The organism is Pseudomonas sp. AMR01, assembly GCF_041946035.1.
Taxonomy (GTDB): Bacteria; Pseudomonadota; Gammaproteobacteria; order Pseudomonadales; family Pseudomonadaceae; genus Aquipseudomonas; species Aquipseudomonas antarctica_B.
On sequence record NZ_JAUTYR010000026.1, the window covers coordinates 33,870 to 56,763 of the forward strand.

Sequence of the window (22,894 nt, forward strand, 5' to 3'; positions counted from 1 at the left end):
CAACTTATCTGTTGCAGATATACCCCTATCGCAGGCAAGCCAGCTCCCACATTGGTCTTTGTGTATTCAGTCCAGCCCGCGCGGCAGTTGCAGGGTCACTCGCAAGCCGCCTTCGCGCAGGTTTTGCAAGCTCACTTCACCGCCGTGGCTGTGGGCGATGTTGCGCGCAATGCCAAGCCCCAAGCCGTAGCCCTGTTGCTGCCCGGCCAACCGGAAATGCGGCTCGAAGACCTGCTCCAGGCGTTGCTCGGGCACGCCCGGCCCTTCATCATCCACATGCAGAACAAATTCCGCGCCATCGTCTTCGATATGCAAATGCGCGTTCTGCCCATACTTCAACGCGTTGTCGATCAGGTTGCCGATACAGCGCTTGAGCGCCAGCGGCTTGCCCGGATAGGACGTCAAGGCGCGGCCTTCCTGGGTGATGCGGCCATTGCCGTTCGGCGCCAGGTAAGGTTCCACCAGGCAATCAAGCACGTGGTTGAGATCCACCGGCTCGATGTTCTCGTGGATGTCGGTGTCTTTCACGCATTGCAGCGCGCCTTTGACCAGCAACTCCAGCTCGTCCAAATCGCGGCCGAATTTGGCTTGCAGGTTCTCGTCTTCGAGCAGCTCCACGCGCAGGCGCAGGCGGGTAATCGGCGTGCGCAAATCGTGGGAAATTGCGCTGAATAGCTGGCTGCGTTCGGTGAGGTAACGACTGATGCGCTCGCGCATGGCATTGAACGCACGGCCCACTTCCACCACTTCGCTGCCGCCGCCCTCGGCCACCGGTTCCACATCGGCGCCCAGGGACATGTCCCGCGCGGCGCGTGCCAAACGCTTGAGCGGCCGGCTTTGCCAGTGCACCAACAGGCCGATAAACAGCAGCAAAAAGCCGCTGGTCAGCACGATAAACCACACCTGCTGGGACGGCAGGCCCTGTTCTTCCAGGCTGGTGTAGGGCTCGGGCAACAGCGAGGCAATGTACAGCCACTCGCCCGGCGCGAGCTGGATCTGGGTCACCAGCACCGGCGGGTTTACCGGTTCCAGGGTGAGCGCGTAATGCGCCCAGGAACGCGGCAGTTCATCGAGCTTCAAGCCGGCATTGAAGATGCGCAGGTCTTCGGCGCTGACGAACTCCACCGAGATGTGCACATCGCTGCCCAGGGTCTGGCGCAGCACTTCGTCGACCACATTGAGCACCGCTTGTTTACGCGGGGTTTGCGGCAATATTTCCATGTCCAGCGGACGGTCATTCAGCGTCACCACAAACCGGGTGCCGCCCATGCTGCGTAATTGGTCGAGGACCAGCGGGCGATAGGCCACCGGCAACGAACGGAAATAACTCACGCTGGCGGTCATCGAATGCGCCAGGCTGCGGGCGCTGGTGATCAGGCCTTCGAGCTGGGTGGCGCGTAATTGCGAGACCCAGATCACGCTGGACAGCGCCTGGGCGAACAGCACCGCCAGTAAGGTCAGCAGCAACATCCGCCCGAGCAGCGAGCGCGGCACCGGGAAACGGCGGCGCTCAGTCAGATGCTCAGTGGGCATTGCCGGCAACCACGCTGGCTGCCAGCTGGTAACCGCTGCCGCGCACGGTGCGGATCAACCTTGGGGGTTTTTCGGTATCGCGCAGGCGTTGGCGCAGGCGGCTGACCGCCATGTCGACAATACGGTCCAGCGGCATCAGGTCGCGGCCACGGGTGGCGTTGCCGATGGTGTCGCGGTCGAGAATTTGTTGAGGGTGGTCGAGAAACAGCTTGAGCAGGGCGAAGTCGGCGCCGGAGAGAATCACCTCTTCGCCGTCGATGTGAAACAGGCGGTGGCTGATCATGTCCAGGCGCCATTCATCAAACACCCATACGTCGCCACCACTGCTGCGCTCCTGGCCAAACTGGGCGCGGCGCAACAGGGCCTTGATGCGCGCCTGCAGCTCGCGGGGGCTGAAGGGCTTGCCGATGTAGTCGTCGGCGCCCAGTTCCAGGCCAATGACGCGGTCGGTTTCGTCGGAGCTGGCGGTCAGCATGATGATAGGCACCTGCGCCTGGCGCGGGTGCTGGCGGATCCAGCGGCAGAGGCTGAAACCGTCTTCGTCCGGCAACATCACATCAAGGATGACCAGGTCACACGGCGCCTCGTTCATGGCCTGGCGGAACCCCGCGCCGTCCGACACACCCCGCACCTGAAAACCGGCACGGCTGAGGTAGGTTTGCAGCAATTCGCGGATTTCCTGGTCGTCATCGACGAGGAGAATGGATTTACTGATTACGCTCACGGGGTCCTCCTTGTTGTTATGGCCAAGCTTAAGTCATTTGTTGCTCTTAAGGCCCTATCGCAGGCAAGCCAGCTCCCACACTTGACTGCATTCCAGGGTTGGAACTCGGTCAACTGTGGGAGCTGGCTTGCCTGCGATGAGGCCATCAGCCCCTACGCAAAAGCCTGTTCGAGTGCCACGCCAGCCCCGGTCAACCCGGAATACGGCGCGGTCACCAACCACACCGGAATGCCTTTTAAGTAGTCGCTCATGCAGCCTTTGTCGCTGAAGCTCTTGGCAAAACCGCTGTTGATAAAGAAGTCGGCAAACCTCGGAATCACACCCCCCACGATATACACACCACCGCGTCCACCGGTGGTCAACACGTTGTTACCTGCCACCCGGCCCAGCCAGATGCTGAACTGGTTCAAGACTTCCATGGCCACCGGGTCGCCGGCCAGGCCCGCAGCCGTAATGGCTTCAGGCGTGTCCAGCACCGGCGTGTGGCCGTCGACCGCGCAAATAGCGCGGTACACACGCGGCAAACCGCCACCACTCAACGCGCTCTCGGCGCTGACGTGGCCGATCTCAGCGTAGATGTGTTGCCACAGCTGGGTTTCACGCGGGCTGCTCAGGGGCAGGTCGACATGGCCGCCCTCCCCCGGCAACGCTGAAAAACGGCCAGCGCCCAGATCCAACAAGGTACCGACGCCAAGGCCAGTGCCCGGACCAATCACTACCGCCGGGCGCAACGGTTCCGGTGTGCCGTCGCAGACCACGCGGAATTCGTCGGGCTTGAGGCGGGTCATGCCCAGGGCCATCGCGGTGAAGTCATTGACCAACAGCAGTTCGTCCACCTGCAGGGTTTTGCAGAATGCAGTCTTGCTCAATCGCCAGTGATTATTGGTGAATTTAAATTCATCGCCACTCACCGGCCCAGCCACCGACAGGCACACCGCACCGATGTCCCCGATTTCCAGGCCTTCTTCCTTGAGGTAAACCTTGATGGCTTCCTCAGGGCTGTGATGATCTGCCGTGGCGTGCACGCGTATGGAATGCAATTCCTGATCCCGCCACAACGCAAAACGGGCGTTGGTACCCCCGATATCACCGACCAGCGCAAGTTTCACTTAAGCGTCTCCAAGGCAGAGGTAAAGGCGCTGGCGCCCTGCTCTGCGGAGCTTGCGGCCAAGCGCATAAATGCAAACAGCTCGCGACCGGCGCCCACGTTATTACCCAACAGGCCCGTGGCAGGGGTGCGCGCTGCAAATTCTTCGGCGTCCACCTTAAGCTCCAGGGTGCCCTTCACGCCATCGACGCGAATGATATCGCCATCTTTGACCCGTGCCAGCGGCCCGCCGCTCTGGGCTTCGGGGTTGACGTGGATCGCGGCTGGGATCTTACCCGACGCGCCGGACATACGCCCATCTGTTACCAACGCCACTTTGAAACCACGGTCCTGCAACACGCCAAGGAACGGGGTCATTTTGTGCAATTCCGGCATGCCGTTGGAGCGTGGCCCCTGGAAGCGCATCACCGCGACAAAGTCTTTTTCCAACTGACCGGCCTTGAACGCGTCGGCCAGGTCTTGCTGATCCTGGAACACCACCGCCGGTGCTTCGACGATCTGGTGCTCAGGCGCTACGGCCGAGACCTTCATCACGCCACGGCCGAGGTTGCCTTCCATCACGCGCAAGCCGCCTTCGGGCGAGAACGCACGGGCCACGGGGCGCAGGATGGTTTCGTCGAGGCTTTCGATCGGGCCGTCGCGCCAGATCAGTTCGCCGTCGACAAGAAACGGCTCCTGGGTGTAACGGCTCAACCCCTTGCCCGCCACGGTGTTGACGTCTTCGTGCAGCAGGCCGGCTTCGAGCAGTTCGCGGATCAGGAACGACATACCGCCCGCCGCCTGGAAGTGATTGATGTCGGCCTTGCCGTTTGGGTACACGTGGGACAGGGTCGGCACCACCTCGGAGAGGTCGGCCATGTCCTGCCAGGTGAGGATGATGCCCGCCGACATGGCGATGGCCGGCATGTGCAGGGTGTGGTTGGTGGAACCGCCGGTGGCGTTGAGCGCGACGATGGAGTTGACGATGGATTTCTCGTCGACGATCTCGCCAATCGGCGTGAAATTGCCGTTGGCCTTGGTCAGGCGCGTGACCTGCTGCGCGGCTTCGCGGGTCAGCGCGTCACGCAGCGGGGTGTAGGGGTTGACGAACGAGGCGCCCGGCAGGTGCAGGCCCATCACTTCCATCAGCAATTGGTTGGTGTTGGCGGTGCCGTAGAACGTGCAGGTGCCGGGGCTGTGGTAGGACTTCATCTCCGATTCCAGCAGCTCTTCGCGGGAGGCCTTGCCTTCGGCGTAGCGCTGGCGCACATCGGCTTTCTGCTTGTTGGAAATACCCGACGGCATTGGCCCGCCCGGCACGAAGATCATCGGCAGGTGGCCGTAGCGCAGCGCGCCCATCATCAGGCCGGGGACGATCTTGTCGCAGATACCGAGCATCAGCGCGGCGTCGAACATGTTGTGCGACAGCGCGACCGCCGTGGACATGGCAATCACTTCACGGCTGAGCAGGCTCAGCTCCATGCCCGGCTCGCCCTGGGTGACGCCGTCGCACATGGCAGGCGTGCCGCCGGCGAACTGGCCGACCGAGCCAACTTCGCGCAGGGCTTTCTTGATTTGTTCAGGGAAGTGTTCGTACGGCTGGTGCGCCGAGAGCATGTCGTTATATGACGAAACAATTGCCACGTTGGCGGCATTCATCATACGCAGGCTATTTTTATCTTCGGTGCCGCAGCCGGCCACGCCGTGGGCAAAGTTTGCGCATTGCAGCTTACCGCGCATCGGGCCGTCGCTGGCGGCGCCGCGAATGAGCGCAAGGTAAGCCTCACGAGTTGCACGACTGCGGACGATGAGCCGTTCGGTGACCTCAATAACGCGGGGATGCATGTGTAGAACTCCAGGCTAACGGATGTGGCGACCCTCGTTCCTGGGTTGATCAAACGCCCGCAGCGCATGGGATGGCAGGGTGTCGTTTGGATCATCGGACCAGTTGATTCAGGTCACTCGTTGTAGATTGAACAAAATATTGCCACTAAAAAGGCTTGTTTTCTATTTTTATGCGAATAATCTTGTAATTCTTACAACAAATCGATGACAGGCACTTTCCAATGACTCTTCGTATCGCAATCAATGGTTTTGGCCGTATCGGCCGTAATGTCCTGCGCGCACTGTATACCCAAGGCTACCGCCAGGATTTGCAGATCGTCGCCATCAACGATTTGGGCGACAGTTCGATCAATGCCCACCTGCTCAAATACGACACCGTACACGGCACTTTCGACGCAGAGGTTGCTCACGATCAGGAAAGCCTGACCGTCAATGGCGACCGGATTGCCGTCAGTGCCATTCGCAACCCGGCCGATCTGCCGTGGGCTGCGCACAAGATCGACGTGGTGTTTGAATGCACCGGTCTGTTCACCGACCGTGACAAGGCTGCCGCCCATATTACCGCCGGCGCGCGCAAGGTGATCATCTCTGCCCCGGCCAAAGGCGCAGACGCCACCGTGGTTTACGGGGTGAACCATGACATTTTGCGTCAATCCCACCAGATCATCTCCAACGCTTCCTGCACCACCAACTGCCTGGCGCCGGTGGCCCAAGTGCTGCACCGCGAACTGGGCATCGAAAGCGGCTTGATGACCACGATCCACGCCTACACTAACGACCAGAACCTGACCGACGTCTACCACACCGACCCGTACCGCGCGCGTTCGGCTACCCAAAACATGATCCCGAGCAAGACCGGCGCCGCCGAAGCGGTCGGCCTGGTGCTGCCGGAACTGGCGGGCAAGCTGACCGGCATGGCCGTGCGCGTGCCGGTGATCAACGTGTCGCTGGTCGACCTCACCGTACAGCTGAAGAAAGAAGCGACGGCGGAAGAAGTGAACGCGCTGCTTAAAGAAGCCAGCCAGCATTCGAAAATCCTTGGCTATAACACCCTGCCGCTGGTGTCGAGCGACTTCAACCACAACCCGCTGTCGTCGATTTTTGACGCCAACCACACCAAGTCCAGCGGCAAATTGCTGAAAGTGCTGGCCTGGTATGACAACGAGTGGGGTTTCTCCAACCGCATGCTGGATAACTGCCTGGCGCTCTGCAACGCCGAGTAACCCCTGTGGGAGCGGGCTTGCTCGCGAATACGGTGTGTCAGTCGAAGAATATGCCAACTGAACCACCGCATTCGCGAGCAAGCCCGCTCCCACATGGGTTTTGTGCACTTCCCAGCCTCGGTGCAGGTTCACAGAAATAGCCACTTGCCATTTCAGTTGATGATAAGCATTATCATTAACTGCATCTCGGTCTGGTATCACTGTGAGCCAATCTCGCTTCAACCATGTCTTTCTCACCCAACGGGTGATTCTGCTACGCACCTTGCAGCGGATGGTGAATAACCACAGCACCGCCGAGGACCTGTTGCAGGAAACCTACCTGCGCGTCACCCGGGCCCTCAGCGAGCGGCCGATCGATCACCTTGAACCCTTCGTTTATCAAACCGCGCGTAACCTGGCGCTGGACCACCTGCGTTCGCGCCGAATTCAAGCCCGCACGCTGCAGGAAGATGTCCCGCTGAACGTCCTGCAAAGCGTCGCCGCCCCTATCAGCACACCGGAAGATGCCACTCAGGCCGAGCAATTGCTTGAACACTTGAGCGTCAGCCTCGGTCAGTTGAGCGCCCGCCAGCAGCAGATTTTCATCCTCAGCCGCCTGCACGGTTGCAGCTATCAGGAGATTGCCGATCAACTGCACGTGTCCTTGAGCACCGTACAAAAGGAACTGAAGTTGATCATGGCCATTTGTATAGGTGTGGCCGAACGGCTGGATCAGCCTTAAGCTTCCCGATCCAGGCAGCAGAAAAGTTAAACAGAACGTGGCGAAGACCCGAGGAACACCGTGACGGACCCGAACAAACTGCGCCCCCATGCGCTGGCTCATGAGGTGCTGCAAGACACGGCCATGGACCAAGCCCTCGACTGGCTGATCGCGTTGCAGTGCCCGCAGCCCGGGCAACAGGCCGAGTTCGACGCCTGGCTGGCAGCCGACCCGGCGCATGTTCACGCGTTCAGCAAGGCTCAAGCCGCTTGGGGTGGCGCGCCGGTACACAGTGCCGCCGTGGCCCTGGCTGCGCCGCGCAAGCCGTCGTTTTTGCGCCGAATCAAACCGCACTGGAAGCCTCTGGCCACTGCTGCCGTGTTGCTGATCGGCCTGTTCAGCTTCAGCAACCTGCCCGTTCGCCTGCAAGCAGACCACCTCACCGTGGTCGGCGAGCGCCAGCGCTTGCAACTGGACGACGGCTCCAACGTGTTGCTGAACACGAATTCGGCCTTCTCGAGCAGCATCAAGGATCACCAGCGCGTTGCCCGCCTGTACCAGGGCGAAGCGTTTTTCGACGTAGCGCCCAGCCGTGGCCTGCCCCTGGAAATCGACGCCGGGCCGGTACGCGCCAGCGTGCGCGATACCGCCTTCGCCGTGCGCTACCTGGATGGCGAAGCGCAGGTGCAAGTGCAGCGCGGTGACGTCGACCTGAGCAACACCTTCGACGATGCCCGTGTGCGCCTGAGCGCCGGCGAAAGCATCCGCATCGGCCCCAAGGGCTTTGGCCAACCGGCCAAGCTCGACGCCAGCAAAGACCTGGCCTGGGTTCAGGGCCGCCTGGTGTTCGAAAACTGCCCGATGAGCGAAGTGCTCGCCGAACTGCGCCGTTACTACCCAGGCTGGATCGTCAACACCAACGACGCGCTCGCCAGCACAGCCGTTACCGGCAATTACCGCCTCGACCAACCGCTGGACGTGGTGCGCTCCCTGGCTCACATCACCTCGGCCAAGCTTTCGGAATTTCCGGCGCTGGTGATCCTGAACTAAATGAGAACTATTTTTACTCGATAGCCTTCGGTGGTACGTCTCGTCTTAGCCAATGCAACTGATTCCTATTTGGTTCGGTTCGCAACTATAAGATTCGTACCTCCGGAGCGCTTTCGATGTCTTCTCGTTTCAACCGTCGGTCTTCTTCGCCCGTGCTGTCATTGCTGACCGCCGCCATCCTGTTGGCGAGTGCGCCGGCCATGGCCACCACCGCCGCCGAGCCGGTCGCGCGCAGCCACGGCAATTACACCTTCAGCATCGAGCAACAGCCGCTGGTTTCGGCGCTGAATGCCTTCACCGGCGTGACCGGCTGGCAAGTCGGCCTGCCGGCAGAGCTGGGCCAGGGCGTGTCGTCGCCCGGCGTACGCGGCGCGTTATCGCCGGAAAAAGCCCTGGACCGGCTGTTGGTGGGGACCAACCTGAGCTATCGCAAACTGGGCAATAACAACATCGTGCTGGAAAAGCGCGCGGCCGGCAGCGTTCTCAACCTGCAACAGGTGACTATCAGCGCCACCCGTACCGAGCAAGACGTGGACAGCGTGCCGAGCACCGTCACCGTGCATGATCGCGAGGAACTCGACCGCCAGAATGTGAACACCATCCGCGAGTTGACGCGCTACGAACCCAACGTCTCCGTCGGCGGCGCCGGCACCCGCGCCAGCAATGCGGGCTACAACATTCGCGGCATCGACGGCGACCGCATCCTCACCCAGGTGGATGGCGTCGAAGTGCCCGACAACTTCTTCAACGGCCCTTACGCCAAGACCCGCCGCAACTACGTTGACCCGGAAATCGTCAAGCGCGTGGAAATCCTCCGTGGCCCGGCCTCGGCCCTGTACGGCAGCAGCGCCATCGGCGGCGCCGTGAGTTATTTCACCCTCGACCCGGATGACATCATCAAGCCCGGCCAGGACGTCGGCGCCCGCTTGAAGACCGGTTACAGCTCCGCCGACGACAGCTGGCTGACCTCCGGCACCGTCGCGGGCCGCGTGCAGGACTTCGACGGTTTGCTGCACTTGAGCCAGCGCAACGGCCACGAAATGGAGTCCTACGACGGCAACAACGCCACCGGTTTGGCCCGCACCGGCGCCAACCCGGAAGATGCTCGCACCACCAACGTGCTGGCCAAATTGGGCTGGAATTACGGCGATGACAACCGTCTGGGCCTGACCTACGAGAAGTTCAAGGATGACCGCGACGTCAACCTGAAAAACGCCGTAGGCGGCCCGTTCACCGGCGGGCGCGGCTTCAACTTCTACCGCGCGCGCTCGGGTAACGACACCATTACCCGCGAACGTTTTGCCATCGAAAACCGCTTCGCCCTCAACTCGCCGATAGCCGATCAGATCAAAACCAGCCTTAACTACCAAATCGCCAAGACCGACCAGGCCACCGCCGAAATCTACCAGCCATCGCGCCGTGTCTTGCGCACCCGCGACACCCTGTACGAGGAAAAACAATGGGTGTTCGACGCGCAGTTGGACAAAGCCTTCAGCCTCGGCGAAACCGATCACCAGGTGACCTACGGCACTACCCTGAAACAGCAGAAAGTCACCGGTTCACGCGAAGGCGCCGCTACTTGCCTGGCCGTCGGCGGTGGTTGCACGGCCATCGGCGCACCGAGCCCATCGGCCAGCGACAGCGTGAAAAAGGCCAGTGATTTCCCGGACCCCACCATCAACACCTATTCACTGTTTGCTCAGGATCAAATCGCCTGGGGCAAATGGACCTTCCTGCCCGCCGTGCGCTACGACTACACCCAGCTCAAGCCGAAGCTGACCGAGGATTTTCTCAATACGGTTGACCCAACGCGGATTTACGACCACAGCAACGCGGAAAAAAACTGGCACCGCGTCACGCCTAAATTCGGCCTGACCTACGCGCTCACCGACCACTACACCTGGTTCGGCCAATACGCCGAAGGTTTCCGCACACCGTCGGCCAAAGCCCTGTACGGCCGCTTTGAAAACCTGCAGCAGGGTTACACCGTCGAGCCCAACCCAGACCTCAAGCCGGAAAGCAGCAAAGGCGTGGAAACCGGGATTCGCGGCAACTTCGACGAAGGCTCGTTCGACATCGCCGTGTTCTACAACAAATACCGCAACTTCATCGACGAAGACGCCTCCGTTGCCGGCGGCACCGTGCAGCAGTTCGAAGCCAACAACATCAAGCACGCCACCATCAAGGGCATTGAAGCCAAAGGCCGCCTGAACCTCGACGCCTTCGGCGCACCGCAAGGCCTCTACACCCAGGGTTCGGTGGGTTACACCTACGGTCGCAACGACGACAACGGCGAGCCGCTCAACAGCGTCAACCCGCTCAAAGGCGTGTTTGGCCTGGGCTACGAGCAGGACAACTACGGCGGCCTGGTCAGCTGGACATTGGTCAAAAAGCAAAACCGTGTGGACAGCAGCACCTACCACGCGCCCGACGGCAGCACCAGCGCACCGTTCAAAACCCCGGGCTTCGGCGTCGTCGACCTGACCGCTTACTACAAGGTCACAAACGATGTGACCCTCAACGGCGGCGTCTACAACCTCACCGACAAGAAGTACTGGAACTGGGATGACGTGCGCAGCTACGACGGCGTCGGCGAAGCCGGTGTGACCGCGCCCGCCAACCTTGACCGCCTGACCCAGCCGGGCCGCAACTTCGCAATCAACCTGATCTGGGACATCTGACCCTGCCCGCCTCACCTCGCCTGAATTTCAGCGGCGAGGTGAGGATTTTTTACTGTGCCGCGTCTTGCTGTTCGTCTAGTTCATAACCGCTCTCTTCAGAGCCACAAGGCGCTCCCCTTCTCAAGGACTTTTCCAATGACCGCTTCCCCTACCGCAGAACGTCCAAGCCTGCGCTCCCAGCGCCTGAACCAGATCACCCACGAGCCGCACACCCAGCTCGATGCGCTGGTCAAAGCCCACGCCCCGTTTGAAACCCAAGCCAATTTCGCCCGCTTCGTGGTGGCGCAGTACCTGTTCCAGTCGGAGCTGGTGGCCCTCTACAACGACGCCGAGCTGATCAAAATAGTGCCGGACCTGGCCGAGCGTTGCCGCGCCGACGCCGTCAGGCTGGACCTCGGCGACCTCGACACCGAAGTGCCGGCCCCCGTCGCAGGCGCGGTGAAGAACCCAAGCAAGGCCGAAGCCCTGGGCTGGCTGTTCGTGTCCGAGGGCTCCAAACTGGGCGCAGCGTTTTTGATCAAGCGCGCCGTGGGCCTGGGCCTGAGCGAGACCTTCGGCGCCCGTCACTTGGGCGAGCCGGCCGGAGGTCGCGCTGAAGGCTGGAAGAGCTTCACCCGCACCCTCGACAGCTTGGTATTCAGCGCCGAAGAAGAAGCCGCAGTGGAAAAAGGCGCGATCGACGCGTTTGTACGCTTCACCGTGTTGCTGGAACAGGCGTACGCTAGCGCCCCTGAACTCGCATAATCACCCTGTAAACACAGTTTTATGTGGGAGCTGGCTTGCCTGCGATGCTGTCCCCTCGGTCTATCTGCCAGACCGCGCCGATGCAATCGCAGGCAAGCCAGCTCCCACACTCTGGCCGTGTTCCAAGCTGACTTTTCCTCGACTTCGCAAAAACCATGACCCGCAAAACCCAATCCACCTCGAAAATCGCGCAGATCCTCTTCGGCCTCTTGGCTTACGTCAGCCTGGGCATTGGGTTGGTGGCGATTGTCATCCCGGGTTTGCCCACCACTGAATTCATCCTGCTCGCCGCCTGGGCCGCCACCAAAAGCTCGCCGCGTCTCAGCGCCTGGCTGGAGAACCACCGCCTGTTCGGCCCGATGCTGTTCAACTGGCGCAACGGCAAAATCATCGCGCGCCGCGCTAAGGTCAGCGCCACCGTGAGCATGCTGCTGTGCGCCGGCTTGATGCTGGTGATGCTCGATCACGGCTGGCCAATCTACCTGGCGATCGCCGGGATGAGCCTGGGCAACCTGTGGATCTGGTCCCGCCCAGAACGCCTCGCAGCCCCCGTATAACGCCGCGTGTAGCCATTTTTCCGCTACCGCCTATCGCCTCCTCCTCATGAAACAACGTGTTACGCCGATGTTCCGGACATAGCGCCGAATGGATTTGGCTCGCCCTAACAAGTCCAATAGCGAGTGAATCTATGTTCGACACCCTCTCAATCCGCTTGAAAATCGTGCTGCTTTCCGGCCTTTGCCTGGTGGGTGTGATCGCGCTGATCATCAGCATCAACCTCTACGAAACAAACCAGAACGATCAGTTGATCAGCGATTCCAGCTCGCGAATGCTCACCCAGAGTGTGCAAAACCTGTTGCAATCCAAGGCCGCCGAACAGGCGGTGCAGTTGCAGAAAACCTTCGGTGAAAACCTGACCGTCGTCACTGCCTTGGCCGACCAGGTCAAAGGGCTGCGAGACACCGCTGCCAAACGCGGGCTGGAAGCCGCAGCCCTGCGTGAAGAACTCAACCAGAGCCTCAAGACCACGTTTGAGCGCAACAGCAAGGTGCTCGGCATCTGGCTGTCATTCGAGCCCAACGGCCTGGACGGCAAGGACAGCGAGTTCGTCGGCGACAAAGCCCGCGTCTCCAACGAAAAAGGCCGTTTCTCCAGCTACTGGAGCCGCGCCGCAGGCACCGGCTTGAACACCATCATGGTCGAAGAAGACCTGACCAAAACCACCCCCAACCTCAGCGGTACGCCTTACAACATCTGGTACACCTGCCCACGAGACACCCGCAACGTTTGCCTGCTCGACCCTTACTCCGATGAAGTCGCGGGCAAATCGGTGCTGATGACCACTATCTCTCTGCCCTTGATCGTGGATGCAAAAGTCATCGGTGTGGTCGGTATCGACCTGGCGCTCAACTCACTGCAAACGACCACAGACGCAGCAAAAAAAGAACTGTTCGACGGCGCGGCACACCTGGAGATTTTGTCCAGCACGGGCCTGATCGCAGCCTTCAGCGGCGAGCCGGAAAAGGTCGGCAAGAACATGATCGACACCCTCGGCGCCGAAGGCCGGGAGATCGTGCAACTGCTGGCCAACGGTACCCCGATGATTCGTGAACAGGGCGACATTATTCGCGCTGTGTACCCGGTTAAACCAATTGCCGACGCCACAGCCTGGGGCGTGGTGATCAAACTGCCCAAAGACGTGATGCTGGCTGACTCGGTGAAGCTGCAAGGCATACTCGATAAAGCCCAGGCCTCCGGCACCCTCAAGGCTTTGTTGGTCGGCGCCGCTGCCGCCCTGCTCGGCTTGCTGTTGATCTGGCTGACCGCCACCGGGGTCACACGTCCGATCAATAGCGTGGCGGCGATGCTGAAAAATATCGCCAGCGGCGAAGGCGACCTCACTCAACGTCTGGCTTACACCAAGAAAGACGAACTGGGCGAACTGGTGAACTGGTTCAACCGTTTCCTCGACAAGCTGCAACCGACCATCGCGCAGATCAAACAAAGCATCACCGAAGGCCGTGGTACCGCCGACCAGTCCTCGGCCATCGCGCGCCAGACCAGCGAGGGCATGCAGGTGCAGTTCCGCGAAATTGATCAGGTGGCCACCGCCTCCAACGAAATGAGCGCCACCGCCCATGAAGTCGCCAACAGCGCCTCCAATGCCGCCAGCGCGGCGCGCGGGGCCGACCAGTCGGCGCGTGAAGGCATGTCGATCATCGAGAAAAGCACCCGCGATATCACCACCCTTGCCGAAGAAGTCAGCAAGGCAGTGACGGAAGTGGAAGCCCTGGCGGTAAATAGCGAGCAGATTGGCTCGGTGCTGGAAGTGATCCGCAGCATTGCCGAACAGACCAACCTGCTGGCCCTCAACGCGGCGATTGAAGCAGCCCGCGCCGGGGAAAGCGGGCGCGGGTTTGCAGTGGTGGCCGACGAGGTGCGTAACCTGGCCAAGCGTACCCAGGACTCAGTGGAAGAAATTCGCCTGGTGATCGAGCGCATTCAGAGCGGCACCCGTGGCGTGGTGGCGACCATGCATTCCAGCCAGCATCAGGCCCAGAACAATGCCGGGCAGATCCATCAAGCGGCGCAGGCGTTGGGCAAGATCAGCGATGCGGTGACGGTGATCAGTGACATGAACCTGCAAATCGCCAGCGCCGCCGAACAGCAGAGCGCCGTGGCCGAAGAGGTCAACCGCAATGTCTCGGCGATCCGCACCGTGACCGAAACCCTCACCGGCCAGGCCACTGAGTCGGCGGCCATCAGCAGCCAGCTGAATGCACTGGCGACCCAACAGATGGCGTTGATGAATCAGTTCAAGGTGTAAACCCAATCCTCCAAATGCTGGAGGTCTGTTGTGGGAGCCGGGCTTGCCCGCGATAGGATCGACTCGGTATCCCTGAGAGACCGAGTTGCCCGCATCGCAGGCAAGCCAGCTCCCACACAGAGCAGAATGGTGTTGGTTTACAGGCCGGGCCAGGCTTGCACGAACGCCGCTACATCTTCTTTCGCCGCAACACGCGGCGGGTTCTGCGGCGTGCCCAAATAAAGAAAACCAATCACTTCCTCATCCGCCGTCAGCCCCAGGCCTTTGGCGACGTGAGCCGAGTAGGACAACTCGCCAGTGCGCCACACCGCACCAATCCCCTGTGCATACGCGGCCAGCAAAATACCGTGCGCCGCACAGGCCGCCGCCAGCAGTTGCTCGGATTTCGGCACTTTGAAGTGGTCCTGCAAACGCGCAATCACCACCACCACCAGCGGGGCGCGCAACGGGCCGTTCTGCGCCTTGTCGATGGCGGCTTGCGGCGCGTCGGCGTCCTGCAAACGCGCAGCTTCGGCCAGCAATGACCCCATCTGCTCTCGGGCCTCGCCCTCTACGGTAAGGAAGCGCCACGGGCGCAACTGGCCGTGGTCGGGCGCACGCATGGCGGCGGCGAACAGCACATCGCGCTGCTCCTGGGTCGGCGCCGGTTCCAGCAAACGCGGCACGGAAACACGGTTGAGCAAAGCGTCGAGAGCCTGCATTGGCCACCTCCAGAGAAAAATGTGCGGTCATTCTAGCGGGAATGAATCGAATACCACCAAACGATAATTGCTCTTATTCAATCCGCCCTGCCCTGTTAGACTTTGCGGCCTGATTTTCAGCCTCCGTTCAGGAAACACGATGTTTCGTTCGCTACTTCGCCTGTCTGCAGCATTGCTGGCCTTGAGCCTGGCTGCGTGCGACGACGCCCCCCGTTTCACCAAGGCTGAGCCGGGTGAATCGCGGGCGGGCGGTGCGGCGACAGTGAACAAGCGCGACCAGAACGCGTTTTCCCTGCCCTCGGCCAACCTGGCGCCCACCCGACGCCTGGACTTCAGCGTCGGCAACAGTTTCTTTCGCAGCCCTTGGGTGATCGCGCCATCCACCACCACCGCGCGTGATGGCCTGGGCCCGCTGTTCAACACCAACGCCTGCCAGAACTGCCATATCAAGGATGGCCGTGGTCATCCGCCACTGCCCGATGCGCCGAATGCGGTGTCGATGCTGGTGCGCCTGTCTATCCCGGCGGCACCGGTCGACGCCAGGCTCATCGAGCAGATCGGCGTGGTGCCCGAGCCGGTCTACGGCGGGCAACTGCAAGACATGGCCGTGCCGGGCGTGGTGCCAGAAGGCAAAGTGCGGGTCGACTACACACCCGTAAACGTGACCTTCAAGGACGGCACCGTCGTCGAGTTGCGAAAGCCGGCGCTGCAAATCACCCAGCTCGGTTACGGCCCCCTGCACCCGGATACACTTTTTTCCGCGCGCATCGCTCCGCCAATGATTGGCCTGGGCCTGCTCGAAGCCATCAGCGATGCCGATATCCTGCGCAACACCGACCCGAAAACAGCCGACACGGAAGCCATCGTCGGCCGCGCGAATCAGGTCTGGGATGATGCCCAACAAAAAACCGTCCTCGGGCGTTTTGGCTGGAAAGCCGGGCAGCCGAATCTCAATCAACAAAATGTTCACGCATTTTCTGGTGATATGGGCCTCACCACGTCCCTGAGACCCTTTGATGACTGCACCGACGCCCAAGTCGCCTGCAAACAGGCGCCCAATGGCAACGGCCCCGAAGGCGAGCCGGAAGTCAGCGATAACATCCTGCGTTTGGTGCTGTTTTATACCCGTAACCTCGCCGTGCCGGCGCGCCGTGGCGTCAATACGCCGCAGGTGCTGGCCGGCAAAAACCTGTTCTTTCAAGCCGGTTGCCAGGGGTGCCACACGCCGTCGTTCACCACTGCAGCCAACGCGGCCGAACCTGAGCTGGCCAACCAGGTGATTCGCCCCTACAGCGACCTGCTGTTGCACGACATGGGCGACGGCCTGGCCGACCACCGCAGCGAATTCAAGGCCAGTGGCCGCGACTGGCGCACGCCGCCGTTGTGGGGCATCGGCCTGACCCAAACCGTCAGTGGCCACACCCAGTTTTTGCATGACGGCCGCGCCCGCAACCTGCTCGAAGCCGTGCTGTGGCATGGCGGCGAAGCGCAGCCGGCGCAGCAGCATGTGTTGTCGTTTAATGCCGAGCAGCGCGCTGCGTTGCTGGCGTTCCTGAATTCTCTATAAGCTTTGCCCCAATTACAGAAGGGAGCTCGACATGTTCCGTCCCAAGTTGTTGTTCACCAGCCTGGCCGCCCTCGCCCTCGGCGCATGCTCGCCACAGGACCCGCAAGCGGTCACCTCGGCGGCCATCGCCAAGCAAGTGATCCTGCCGACCTACAGCCGCTGGGTTGAAGCCGATCGTCAACTGGCCGTCAGCGCGCTGGCCTACTGCCAGGGCAAGGAAAGCCTGGACACCGCCCGCGCCGACTTCCTCCACGCGCAAAAGGCCTGGGCCGAGTTGCAACCGCTGCTGATCGGCCCGCTCGCCGAGGGCAACCGTTCGTGGCAGGTGCAATTCTGGCCCGACAAGAAAAACCTCGTCGGGCGCCAGGTTGAACAACTTGTCACCGCCCAGCCGCAGATCGACGGCGCCGCACTGGCCAAGTCCAGCGTAGTGGTGCAGGGCCTGTCGGCCTACGAATACATCCTCTACGACGCCAAGACCGACGTTGCCGACGAAGCCCAGAAAGCCCGTTACTGCCCGCTGCTGGTCGCGATTGGCGAACGCCAGAAAGCCCTGGCCGAAGAGATCCTGGCCAGCTGGAACAGCACCGACGGCATGCTCGCGCAGATGACCAAGTTTCCGAACCAGCGTTACGCCGATTCCCACGAAGCCATCGCCGATCTCTTGCGTGTTCAGGTCACTGCACTGGACACGCTGAAGAAGAAACTCGGCACGCCGATGGGCCGCCAGACCAAGGGCATTGCACAGCCATTCCAGGCCGATGCATGGCGCAGCCAGTCGTCCCTGCAAAGCCTGGAAGCCAGCCTCGCGGCCGCCCAGACCGTCTGGACCGGTGTCAACAACAAAGGCCTGCGCGGCCTGTTGCCGGCCGAGCAAAAACCGTTGGCCGACAAAATCGACGCCGCCTACGCCGCCTCCCTGAAACTGTTCGCCAGCAACGGGCGCACCCTCAATGAACTGTTGGCCGACGACGCCGGGCGCCAGCAGCTCAACGATATCTATGACAGCCTCAACGTCGTCCACCGCCTGCACGAAGGCGAGCTGGCCAAGGCGCTGGGCATCCAACTGGGCTTTAACGCCAACGACGGTGACTGATGATGCTCAGGCGACAGGCTTTGGCGGTTGGCAGCGCGCTGCTCAGCGCACTCACACTGGGTGGCTGGACGCTGTTTAAAAGCAAAGACAAAGGCCCGCTGCTGCTGTCGGCCCGCGATGATGCAGACGGCAGGCACCACGCGGTGGGCTTTCGCCTGGACGGCAAGCCAGTGTTTGCCACTCAGGTGGGCCAGCGCTGCCACGACATCATCAACCACCCCACACTGCCGATTGCGCTGTTTGTCGCCCGTCGCCCCGGCACCGAGAGTTACTTGATCGACGTGCGTGATGGCGCGCTGTTGCAAACCATCACCTCCGGCGCCAATCGTCACTTCTATGGCCACGCCGTCATTCACAAGAGCGGCGACTGGTTGTACGCGACCGAGAACGATACGTCCGACCCCGGCCGTGGCTTGCTCGGTGTGTATAAGTTTGAAGGTGAGCGGCTGGTGCACAGTGGGGAGATTTCAACCCACGGCATCGGCCCGCATCAGGTGTCGTGGATGCCTGACGGGGAAACGCTGGTGGTCGCCAATGGCGGCATTCGCACGGAGGCTGAAAGCCGGGTAGAGATGAACCTGAACGCCATGGAGCCGAGCCTGGTGCTGATGCACCGCGACGGTCGGTTGATCAGCAAGGAAACCCTCGGCCAGCAGATGAACAGCGTGCGCCATATGGGGATTGCCAGCGATGGCACGATCGTCACGGGGCAGCAGTTTATGGGGCCGTCGCAGGAGCGCTCTGAGTTGCTGGCAATCAAGCGGCCGGGGCAGGCGTTTGTGCCGTTCGCGGTGGCGGATGAGCAGTTGCAGGCGATGGGGCATTACACCGCCAGTGTGGCGGTGCACAGCGAGTTGCGCCTGGTGGCGTTGACGGCGCCGCGGGGCAATCGGTTTTTTATCTGGGACATGGACAGCGGCGAGCTGCGTCTGGATGGGCCAATGCCGGATTGCGCGGGAGTCGGTGCGGTGGCGGATGGGTTTGTGGTGACATCGGGTCAGGGGCGGTGCCGGTTTTATGATTGTCGCCAGACTGCGTTAATGGCCAAGCCGCTGGAGTTGCCTGGAGGCTTTTGGGATAACCACTTGCACCTCATCTGAGCATTCCCACGCAGAGCGTGGGAATGCTCTTGAATCAGCAGCAAAAAAAAGGGCCTCACAGTGTGAGGCCCTTCCCGGTAACTTGAATCGTTTCAACTCTGCGGCCTCATGCCCTGAGACATCCCGAACATGAACAACAACAAATCATGATCAGGTTGGACCGCCACACTCGCCTTCGCAACGCGCGGCAGCGGGCATTGCCCACCGCCTTGTACCGCATGAAGAACCTGTGTGCGAGGCAGTTCCCACGCAACCAGGGCGAGGGCTGCAATGCCCAACGCCCCGACCAGGAACAAACCTCGTGCTATTTCTAGCTTCATCTGGTTAAACCCTTGATAGCGCTGCCAAACGCCGTCTCGTAAAAGTAGCTGAGTCTTTTCCAGTCGGCATCGCTGAACGACGAATGGCGGCGCAGTTGCAGCATATCGTGGGAGGCCGCGCTATAAGCAGTCAGGCGCTGGCGGCACTTTTCAAAATCCAGCAACGCCACTTCCACTTTCGCCGAGTCGCCTTCGCCGGTTACCCGCACAAAGACGTGCTTGATGTACAGGCAACCATGCTGCCAGCGCCCCTTGTGCATACGCGCCAGGGTCTCAGCCATTTCCTTGAGCAAGCGCTCATGCACCGCTTCGCCGAACTTTTCGCGGCCACCGGCGGCATACCAGTTTTCAATCTCATCGAAACCGTCGAGTGACGCGGTCACCAGCAACGCTTTCCATTGGTGCTCAGGGTCGCGACGCGCCTCACAGAACACCATCTCCGGCACACGCACATTCAGCAACCGCAAGCCTTTGAGGGCATCGCGCTCACGCAACACGGTCGGACGCCCAAGCGGATGCAGCCAGCTGCGATAAATATGCCCGGTCTGGCGTTTGCTGTAGAGCAAACGGCCGTTGGGGCTCTTCACACGCTGTACACCGCTCTCACCGCCGCGTCGACGATTAGGTTCTTCGACCCACTCACCTTGCAAACGCCAGAAAAAATCAAATCGCTCTTCGGGTGCTATGTGACTGCCTACTACGCACTCAACTGCCATCCTGTTACCTCTTACGCAATACATACACTCGCCACATGGCGTAAAGCGGTATGAAGTCCAGAGATTCCTGAACACGGAAACCGGCCTGCTCGAATTCTGCCTCAACAGTAGCAGCCGGTAACACAAACCGGTTTTGGTAACTTTCCTGCTCACCTTTTTTGCGACGCCTTACTTCGGCGCGCTTGCGTTTCCAAGCCTTGAAATTGCCATCCACCCACAGCGAGATAATCACACTGTCACGGGTAACGCGCTGAAACTCCCGCAATATCGACAGCCTGTCCTCTGGATTACCGATGTGGTGCATCAGGCGCATACAGAAAATACTGTCGACCGAGTTGTCTGGCAAATCGATATCAAAGGCAGATGTCTGCAAAGGGCGTACCCGTTTCACTACATCCGCGGGTTGCGCGCCGGTGGCGACTTTCAACATCGACCCCGAATTGTCGGCACCGATGATCACACGATTGGGTTTCTCGGCCAACAACGGCCAGAAGCGACCCGCCCCACAAGGCAGGTCCAACACTAGGCCCGGCTCACCGGCCATGGCCAGCGCACCGCGCGCCAATTGCTCGTCGCGCTTGTGGGACAATCGGCGAGCCAGATTATCCTGATGTTTGCGCAAATATTTCTGCGCGTGGCGGTCGTCGTACTTTTCAGAAAATTCGAGCTTGGTCGGGGTAGACATCAACGGATCTCCAGTAGCTGATGCCTACAACCTTAAGCAGCTAACTGTGATCAACAGGTCAACCCTCTGTGAAAAACTTGTCCTGTCCAATCTCATACATTTCAAGACTTTACAGACACAAGCAGTCGCATGGGGCCATCTTCGCCGAATTGCCGCGACCCTTGGCAGGATAGCGGCAAGGTTAAAGGTCAGGGTTTGACTTGGCCCAACTCGACATGAAAACGGCAGCCGTTTGGCTCCATGGTACTCAGGCTGACACTCCAGCCCTGGCTCTCGCAAATGCGCTGTACCAGCGACAAACCTAGCCCAAGGCCATCACCGCGTTTTTCGCTGCCGCGTACAAAGGGCTCGAACATCGCTTCGCGCTTGTCTTCCGGAATGCCGACGCCGGAGTCCTCTACCACAAACCCACTGGGTTCCAGGGTCAGGCGGATAAATCCCTGCTCGGTATAGTGCAAGGCATTGCGCAGCAGGTTGCCCATCACCGCGTGCAGGAACGTGGTGTTGTAACGCGTATCGAGGGGTTCGCCTGGCTGGTAGATCAACTCCAGGCCTTTCTGTTCGATGGGACCGCGCCAAATGCCGAGCAGGTCTTCGGCGACCTGGGTCAGGCTGACCTGCGCCGACATGACAGCATCGTCATGCTTGGCGCGCGCGAGCATCAGGAAGGTCTGCACCAGCTCGCGCATTTCTTCGCAGGCGCGGGCGATACGTTGTACCTGATTGCGGCCGCGTTGATCGATCGCCGGATTTTCCAGCAGCAGCTCGCAGGAACTGGCGAGCACCATCAAGGGCGTGCGCAGTTCGTGGCTGACGTCGCTGGTGAACATTTGCTCGCGAGACAACGCCTGCCGCAAGCGGCCCAACGTAGCGTCAAAGGCCACGGCCAGCTCGCCGACTTCATCGGCGGCGTAATCCGGCGCCAAAGGCGGCGCCAGGCCAAGCAGTTGGTCGCGATGCCGGACCTGCCGCGCCAGACGCACCACCGGCGCCATCACCTTGCGTGCCAGCACCCATCCGAGGAACACCGCCAGCGCCAGGCTGAGCACAAAGCCCACCAGCACCACCGCGAAGAGCACGCGCTCACGCTCCTCGAAGTCACTCTGATCCTGCAGCAGCACGTAACGCCGACCGTCCACAACTTCAACCATGGCGTGGTATGACAGCGCCTCGCGAAACACCTCGTGAAACCCGGGTTCCAGGTGCCGCAAATCCTTGGGCAGTTCGAAATCTCCGGGGCCGCCGCTGAAATAGAACAGTTGATCCGGCTCGGGCCGGTGGTTCCAGTCCTCGACACTGTCCATCAGCAGCAAGCGTTGCAAGTCACCGCCCAGGCCCGCCGAAATCAGCTTTTCTTCCACCAGGTGCACGGTCGCGACGATGCCCATGGCGAACGCCCCCGCCACCAACGCACTCATCAAGGCAAAGGCAATGATGATCCGTTGGGCAAGGCTTTGCTTAAACTCCATCACGACCCTCGGCCAAGCGATAACCCACGCCATGCACCGTTTGCAGCAACGGCTTGGCGAACGGTTTATCGATCACTTGGCGCAATTGGTGAACGTGGCTGCGCAAACTGTCGCTGTCCGGGCAGTCATCACCCCACAGGGCCTCTTCGAGAATTTCACGGCGCAGTACGTGCGGGCTCTTCTGCATCAACACCGCCAGCAGTTTCAGGCCGACCGGGTTGAGTTTGAGCAGGCGACCTTCACGGGTGACTTCGAGGGTATCGAGGTCGTAGCTCAAGTCGCCGACTTGCAGCGCGCGACGCCCGCCACCCTGGGCACGGCGCAACACGGCTTCAATGCGTGCGGCCAATTCCGACAGAGCGAACGGTTTGAGCAGGTAATCGTCGGCGCCGGACTTGAAGCCCTGCAGCCGGTCATCCAATTGGTCGCGCGCGGTGAGCATGATCACCGGCGTGTCGCGGCGTGCGTCTTCGCGCAGGCGTTTGCACAGGGTATAGCCGTCGATACCCGGCAGCATGATGTCGAGCACGATCAAATCGTAATGTTCAGTTGCGGCCAGGTGCAGGCCCGACAAACCGTCCTGCGCACAGTCCACGGTGTAGCCTTTAAGCCCCAGGTAATCGGCCAGGTTGGCCAGAATATCGCGGTTGTCTTCAACCAATAAAATTCGCATGGGCAGTGTCTCCGTACGCGGTAACGGCCGTGTTGGCTCGCGCAGCTTAAGGCCAAGTGTGGCTCAGGGATAGACCTGAAAGGGCCGCCGATACAGGTTTTCAACCAATAGTTCAGCTGAACGAGATTTTCACTATAGCTTCACAAACTGACT

20 protein-coding genes and 1 pseudogene are annotated in these 22,894 nt (G+C 60.9%); 11 read left to right on the forward strand and 10 right to left on the reverse strand.

Going from position 1 to position 22,894, the window contains the following annotated elements; all coding sequences use genetic code 11:
- Window positions 1-66: 66 nt before the first annotated feature.
- The 4 genes from Q7C20_RS20005 to edd all read right to left on the reverse strand — a co-directional run bounded on the left by Q7C20_RS20005 (window position 67) and on the right by edd (window position 5,189).
- Entirely contained in the window at window positions 67-1,494 is a 1,428-nt protein-coding gene (locus Q7C20_RS20005) for an ATP-binding protein (protein ID WP_375069733.1), read from the reverse strand.
- Between the two features lie 28 nt (window positions 1,495-1,522).
- On the reverse strand, window positions 1,523-2,257 hold the full coding sequence (locus Q7C20_RS20010; protein ID WP_078738901.1) for a response regulator: 735 nt from the start codon (window positions 2,255-2,257) through the stop codon (window positions 1,523-1,525).
- 152 nt (window positions 2,258-2,409) lie between these two features.
- Entirely contained in the window at window positions 2,410-3,366 is a 957-nt protein-coding gene (locus tag Q7C20_RS20015; RefSeq protein ID WP_375069706.1) for a glucokinase, read from the reverse strand.
- On the reverse strand, window positions 3,363-5,189 hold the full coding sequence (gene edd / locus Q7C20_RS20020) for a phosphogluconate dehydratase (protein ID WP_375069707.1): 1,827 nt from the start codon (window positions 5,187-5,189) through the stop codon (window positions 3,363-3,365). The genes Q7C20_RS20015 and edd overlap by 4 nt, the downstream gene beginning before the upstream one ends.
- Before the next feature lie 221 nt (window positions 5,190-5,410).
- Here edd and gap point away from each other — a divergent pair, with 221 nt between their 5' ends.
- From gap to Q7C20_RS20060, 8 genes and pseudogenes are all read left to right on the forward strand, one after another.
- A complete protein-coding gene (gap, locus tag Q7C20_RS20025) occupies window positions 5,411-6,412 on the forward strand; it encodes a type I glyceraldehyde-3-phosphate dehydrogenase (RefSeq protein WP_375069709.1) in 1,002 nt (333 codons plus the stop codon).
- Between the two features lie 202 nt (window positions 6,413-6,614).
- Window positions 6,615-7,133 carry a sigma-70 family RNA polymerase sigma factor gene (locus tag Q7C20_RS20030; RefSeq protein WP_348058849.1) on the forward strand — a complete coding sequence of 173 codons (519 nt, stop codon included), beginning with the start codon at window positions 6,615-6,617 and terminating at the stop codon, window positions 7,131-7,133.
- 60 nt (window positions 7,134-7,193) lie between these two features.
- Window positions 7,194-8,162, forward strand: coding sequence for a FecR domain-containing protein (locus tag Q7C20_RS20035; protein ID WP_375069711.1), 969 nt, complete (start codon window positions 7,194-7,196; stop codon window positions 8,160-8,162).
- 116 nt (window positions 8,163-8,278) lie between these two features.
- The gene (locus Q7C20_RS20040; RefSeq protein ID WP_375069713.1) at window positions 8,279-10,843 is read left to right on the forward strand and encodes a TonB-dependent receptor; all 2,565 of its coding nucleotides are present in this window, start codon (window positions 8,279-8,281) and stop codon (window positions 10,841-10,843) included.
- A gap of 135 nt (window positions 10,844-10,978) precedes the next feature.
- Window positions 10,979-11,587, forward strand: coding sequence for a biliverdin-producing heme oxygenase (locus Q7C20_RS20045; protein ID WP_375069714.1), 609 nt, complete (start codon window positions 10,979-10,981; stop codon window positions 11,585-11,587).
- 155 nt (window positions 11,588-11,742) lie between these two features.
- Entirely contained in the window at window positions 11,743-12,144 is a 402-nt protein-coding gene (locus Q7C20_RS20050; protein WP_375069715.1) for a YbaN family protein, read from the forward strand.
- 272 nt (window positions 12,145-12,416) lie between these two features.
- Window positions 12,417-13,556: pseudogene (locus Q7C20_RS20055) on the forward strand (HAMP domain-containing protein); the annotation flags it as partial.
- Window positions 13,557-13,658: 102 nt separating this feature from the next.
- A complete protein-coding gene (locus Q7C20_RS20060; RefSeq protein WP_375069735.1) occupies window positions 13,659-14,414 on the forward strand; it encodes a methyl-accepting chemotaxis protein in 756 nt (251 codons plus the stop codon).
- A gap of 137 nt (window positions 14,415-14,551) precedes the next feature.
- Here Q7C20_RS20060 and Q7C20_RS20065 read toward each other — a convergent pair whose 3' ends face one another.
- Window positions 14,552-15,115: an NAD(P)H nitroreductase gene (locus tag Q7C20_RS20065; protein ID WP_348058861.1), complete on the reverse strand. Its 564-nt coding sequence runs from the start codon at window positions 15,113-15,115 to the stop codon at window positions 14,552-14,554.
- 139 nt (window positions 15,116-15,254) lie between these two features.
- Between Q7C20_RS20065 and Q7C20_RS20070 the strand changes: the two genes are divergently transcribed.
- From Q7C20_RS20070 to Q7C20_RS20080, 3 genes are read left to right on the forward strand one after another with little or no spacing between them, the layout of a single operon-like run.
- On the forward strand, window positions 15,255-16,682 hold the full coding sequence (locus Q7C20_RS20070; RefSeq protein WP_375069716.1) for a di-heme oxidoredictase family protein: 1,428 nt from the start codon (window positions 15,255-15,257) through the stop codon (window positions 16,680-16,682).
- Window positions 16,683-16,713: 31 nt separating this feature from the next.
- Window positions 16,714-17,778: an imelysin family protein gene (locus tag Q7C20_RS20075; RefSeq protein ID WP_375069717.1), complete on the forward strand. Its 1,065-nt coding sequence runs from the start codon at window positions 16,714-16,716 to the stop codon at window positions 17,776-17,778.
- Window positions 17,779-17,780: 2 nt separating this feature from the next.
- Entirely contained in the window at window positions 17,781-18,878 is a 1,098-nt protein-coding gene (locus Q7C20_RS20080) for a DUF1513 domain-containing protein (RefSeq protein WP_375069737.1), read from the forward strand.
- 92 nt (window positions 18,879-18,970) lie between these two features.
- Here Q7C20_RS20080 and Q7C20_RS20085 read toward each other — a convergent pair whose 3' ends face one another.
- The 5 genes from Q7C20_RS20085 to colR all read right to left on the reverse strand — a co-directional run bounded on the left by Q7C20_RS20085 (window position 18,971) and on the right by colR (window position 22,741).
- Window positions 18,971-19,198: a hypothetical protein gene (locus tag Q7C20_RS20085; RefSeq protein ID WP_348058867.1), complete on the reverse strand. Its 228-nt coding sequence runs from the start codon at window positions 19,196-19,198 to the stop codon at window positions 18,971-18,973.
- On the reverse strand, window positions 19,195-19,914 hold the full coding sequence (locus Q7C20_RS20090) for a lipopolysaccharide kinase InaA family protein (protein WP_375069719.1): 720 nt from the start codon (window positions 19,912-19,914) through the stop codon (window positions 19,195-19,197). The genes Q7C20_RS20085 and Q7C20_RS20090 overlap by 4 nt, the downstream gene beginning before the upstream one ends.
- Window positions 19,915-19,918: 4 nt before the next feature.
- Complete coding sequence (locus tag Q7C20_RS20095) at window positions 19,919-20,599, reverse strand: class I SAM-dependent methyltransferase (RefSeq protein WP_348058871.1); 681 nt, start codon at window positions 20,597-20,599, stop codon at window positions 19,919-19,921.
- A gap of 188 nt (window positions 20,600-20,787) precedes the next feature.
- Window positions 20,788-22,068 carry a HAMP domain-containing sensor histidine kinase gene (locus Q7C20_RS20100; protein ID WP_348058873.1) on the reverse strand — a complete coding sequence of 427 codons (1,281 nt, stop codon included), beginning with the start codon at window positions 22,066-22,068 and terminating at the stop codon, window positions 20,788-20,790.
- Complete coding sequence (gene colR / locus Q7C20_RS20105) at window positions 22,058-22,741, reverse strand: two-component system response regulator ColR (RefSeq protein ID WP_003175870.1); 684 nt, start codon at window positions 22,739-22,741, stop codon at window positions 22,058-22,060. The genes Q7C20_RS20100 and colR overlap by 11 nt, the downstream gene beginning before the upstream one ends.
- Window positions 22,742-22,894 lie beyond the last annotated feature (153 nt).

What these genes read in the sequence shown, in the direction of transcription:
- Q7C20_RS20075 (WP_375069717.1), top strand. Translation starts at nt 16,714, where the DNA reads ATGTTCCGTCCCAAGTTGTTGTTCACCAGCCTGGCCGCCCTCGCCCTC.
- Q7C20_RS20090 (WP_375069719.1), bottom strand. Translation starts at nt 19,914, where the DNA reads ATGGCAGTTGAGTGCGTAGTAGGCAGTCACATAGCACCCGAAGAGCGA.
- Q7C20_RS20070 (WP_375069716.1), top strand. Translation starts at nt 15,255, where the DNA reads ATGTTTCGTTCGCTACTTCGCCTGTCTGCAGCATTGCTGGCCTTGAGC.
- Q7C20_RS20065 (WP_348058861.1), bottom strand. Translation starts at nt 15,115, where the DNA reads ATGCAGGCTCTCGACGCTTTGCTCAACCGTGTTTCCGTGCCGCGTTTG.
- Q7C20_RS20045 (WP_375069714.1), top strand. Translation starts at nt 10,979, where the DNA reads ATGACCGCTTCCCCTACCGCAGAACGTCCAAGCCTGCGCTCCCAGCGC.
- edd (WP_375069707.1), bottom strand. Translation starts at nt 5,189, where the DNA reads ATGCATCCCCGCGTTATTGAGGTCACCGAACGGCTCATCGTCCGCAGT.
- Q7C20_RS20080 (WP_375069737.1), top strand. Translation starts at nt 17,781, where the DNA reads ATGCTCAGGCGACAGGCTTTGGCGGTTGGCAGCGCGCTGCTCAGCGCA.
- Q7C20_RS20050 (WP_375069715.1), top strand. Translation starts at nt 11,743, where the DNA reads ATGACCCGCAAAACCCAATCCACCTCGAAAATCGCGCAGATCCTCTTC.
- Q7C20_RS20095 (WP_348058871.1), bottom strand. Translation starts at nt 20,599, where the DNA reads ATGTCTACCCCGACCAAGCTCGAATTTTCTGAAAAGTACGACGACCGC.
- Q7C20_RS20060 (WP_375069735.1), top strand. Translation starts at nt 13,659, where the DNA reads ATGCAGGTGCAGTTCCGCGAAATTGATCAGGTGGCCACCGCCTCCAAC.
- Q7C20_RS20085 (WP_348058867.1), bottom strand. Translation starts at nt 19,198, where the DNA reads ATGAAGCTAGAAATAGCACGAGGTTTGTTCCTGGTCGGGGCGTTGGGC.
- colR (WP_003175870.1), bottom strand. Translation starts at nt 22,741, where the DNA reads ATGCGAATTTTATTGGTTGAAGACAACCGCGATATTCTGGCCAACCTG.
- Q7C20_RS20040 (WP_375069713.1), top strand. Translation starts at nt 8,279, where the DNA reads ATGTCTTCTCGTTTCAACCGTCGGTCTTCTTCGCCCGTGCTGTCATTG.
- Q7C20_RS20100 (WP_348058873.1), bottom strand. Translation starts at nt 22,068, where the DNA reads ATGGAGTTTAAGCAAAGCCTTGCCCAACGGATCATCATTGCCTTTGCC.
- gap (WP_375069709.1), top strand. Translation starts at nt 5,411, where the DNA reads ATGACTCTTCGTATCGCAATCAATGGTTTTGGCCGTATCGGCCGTAAT.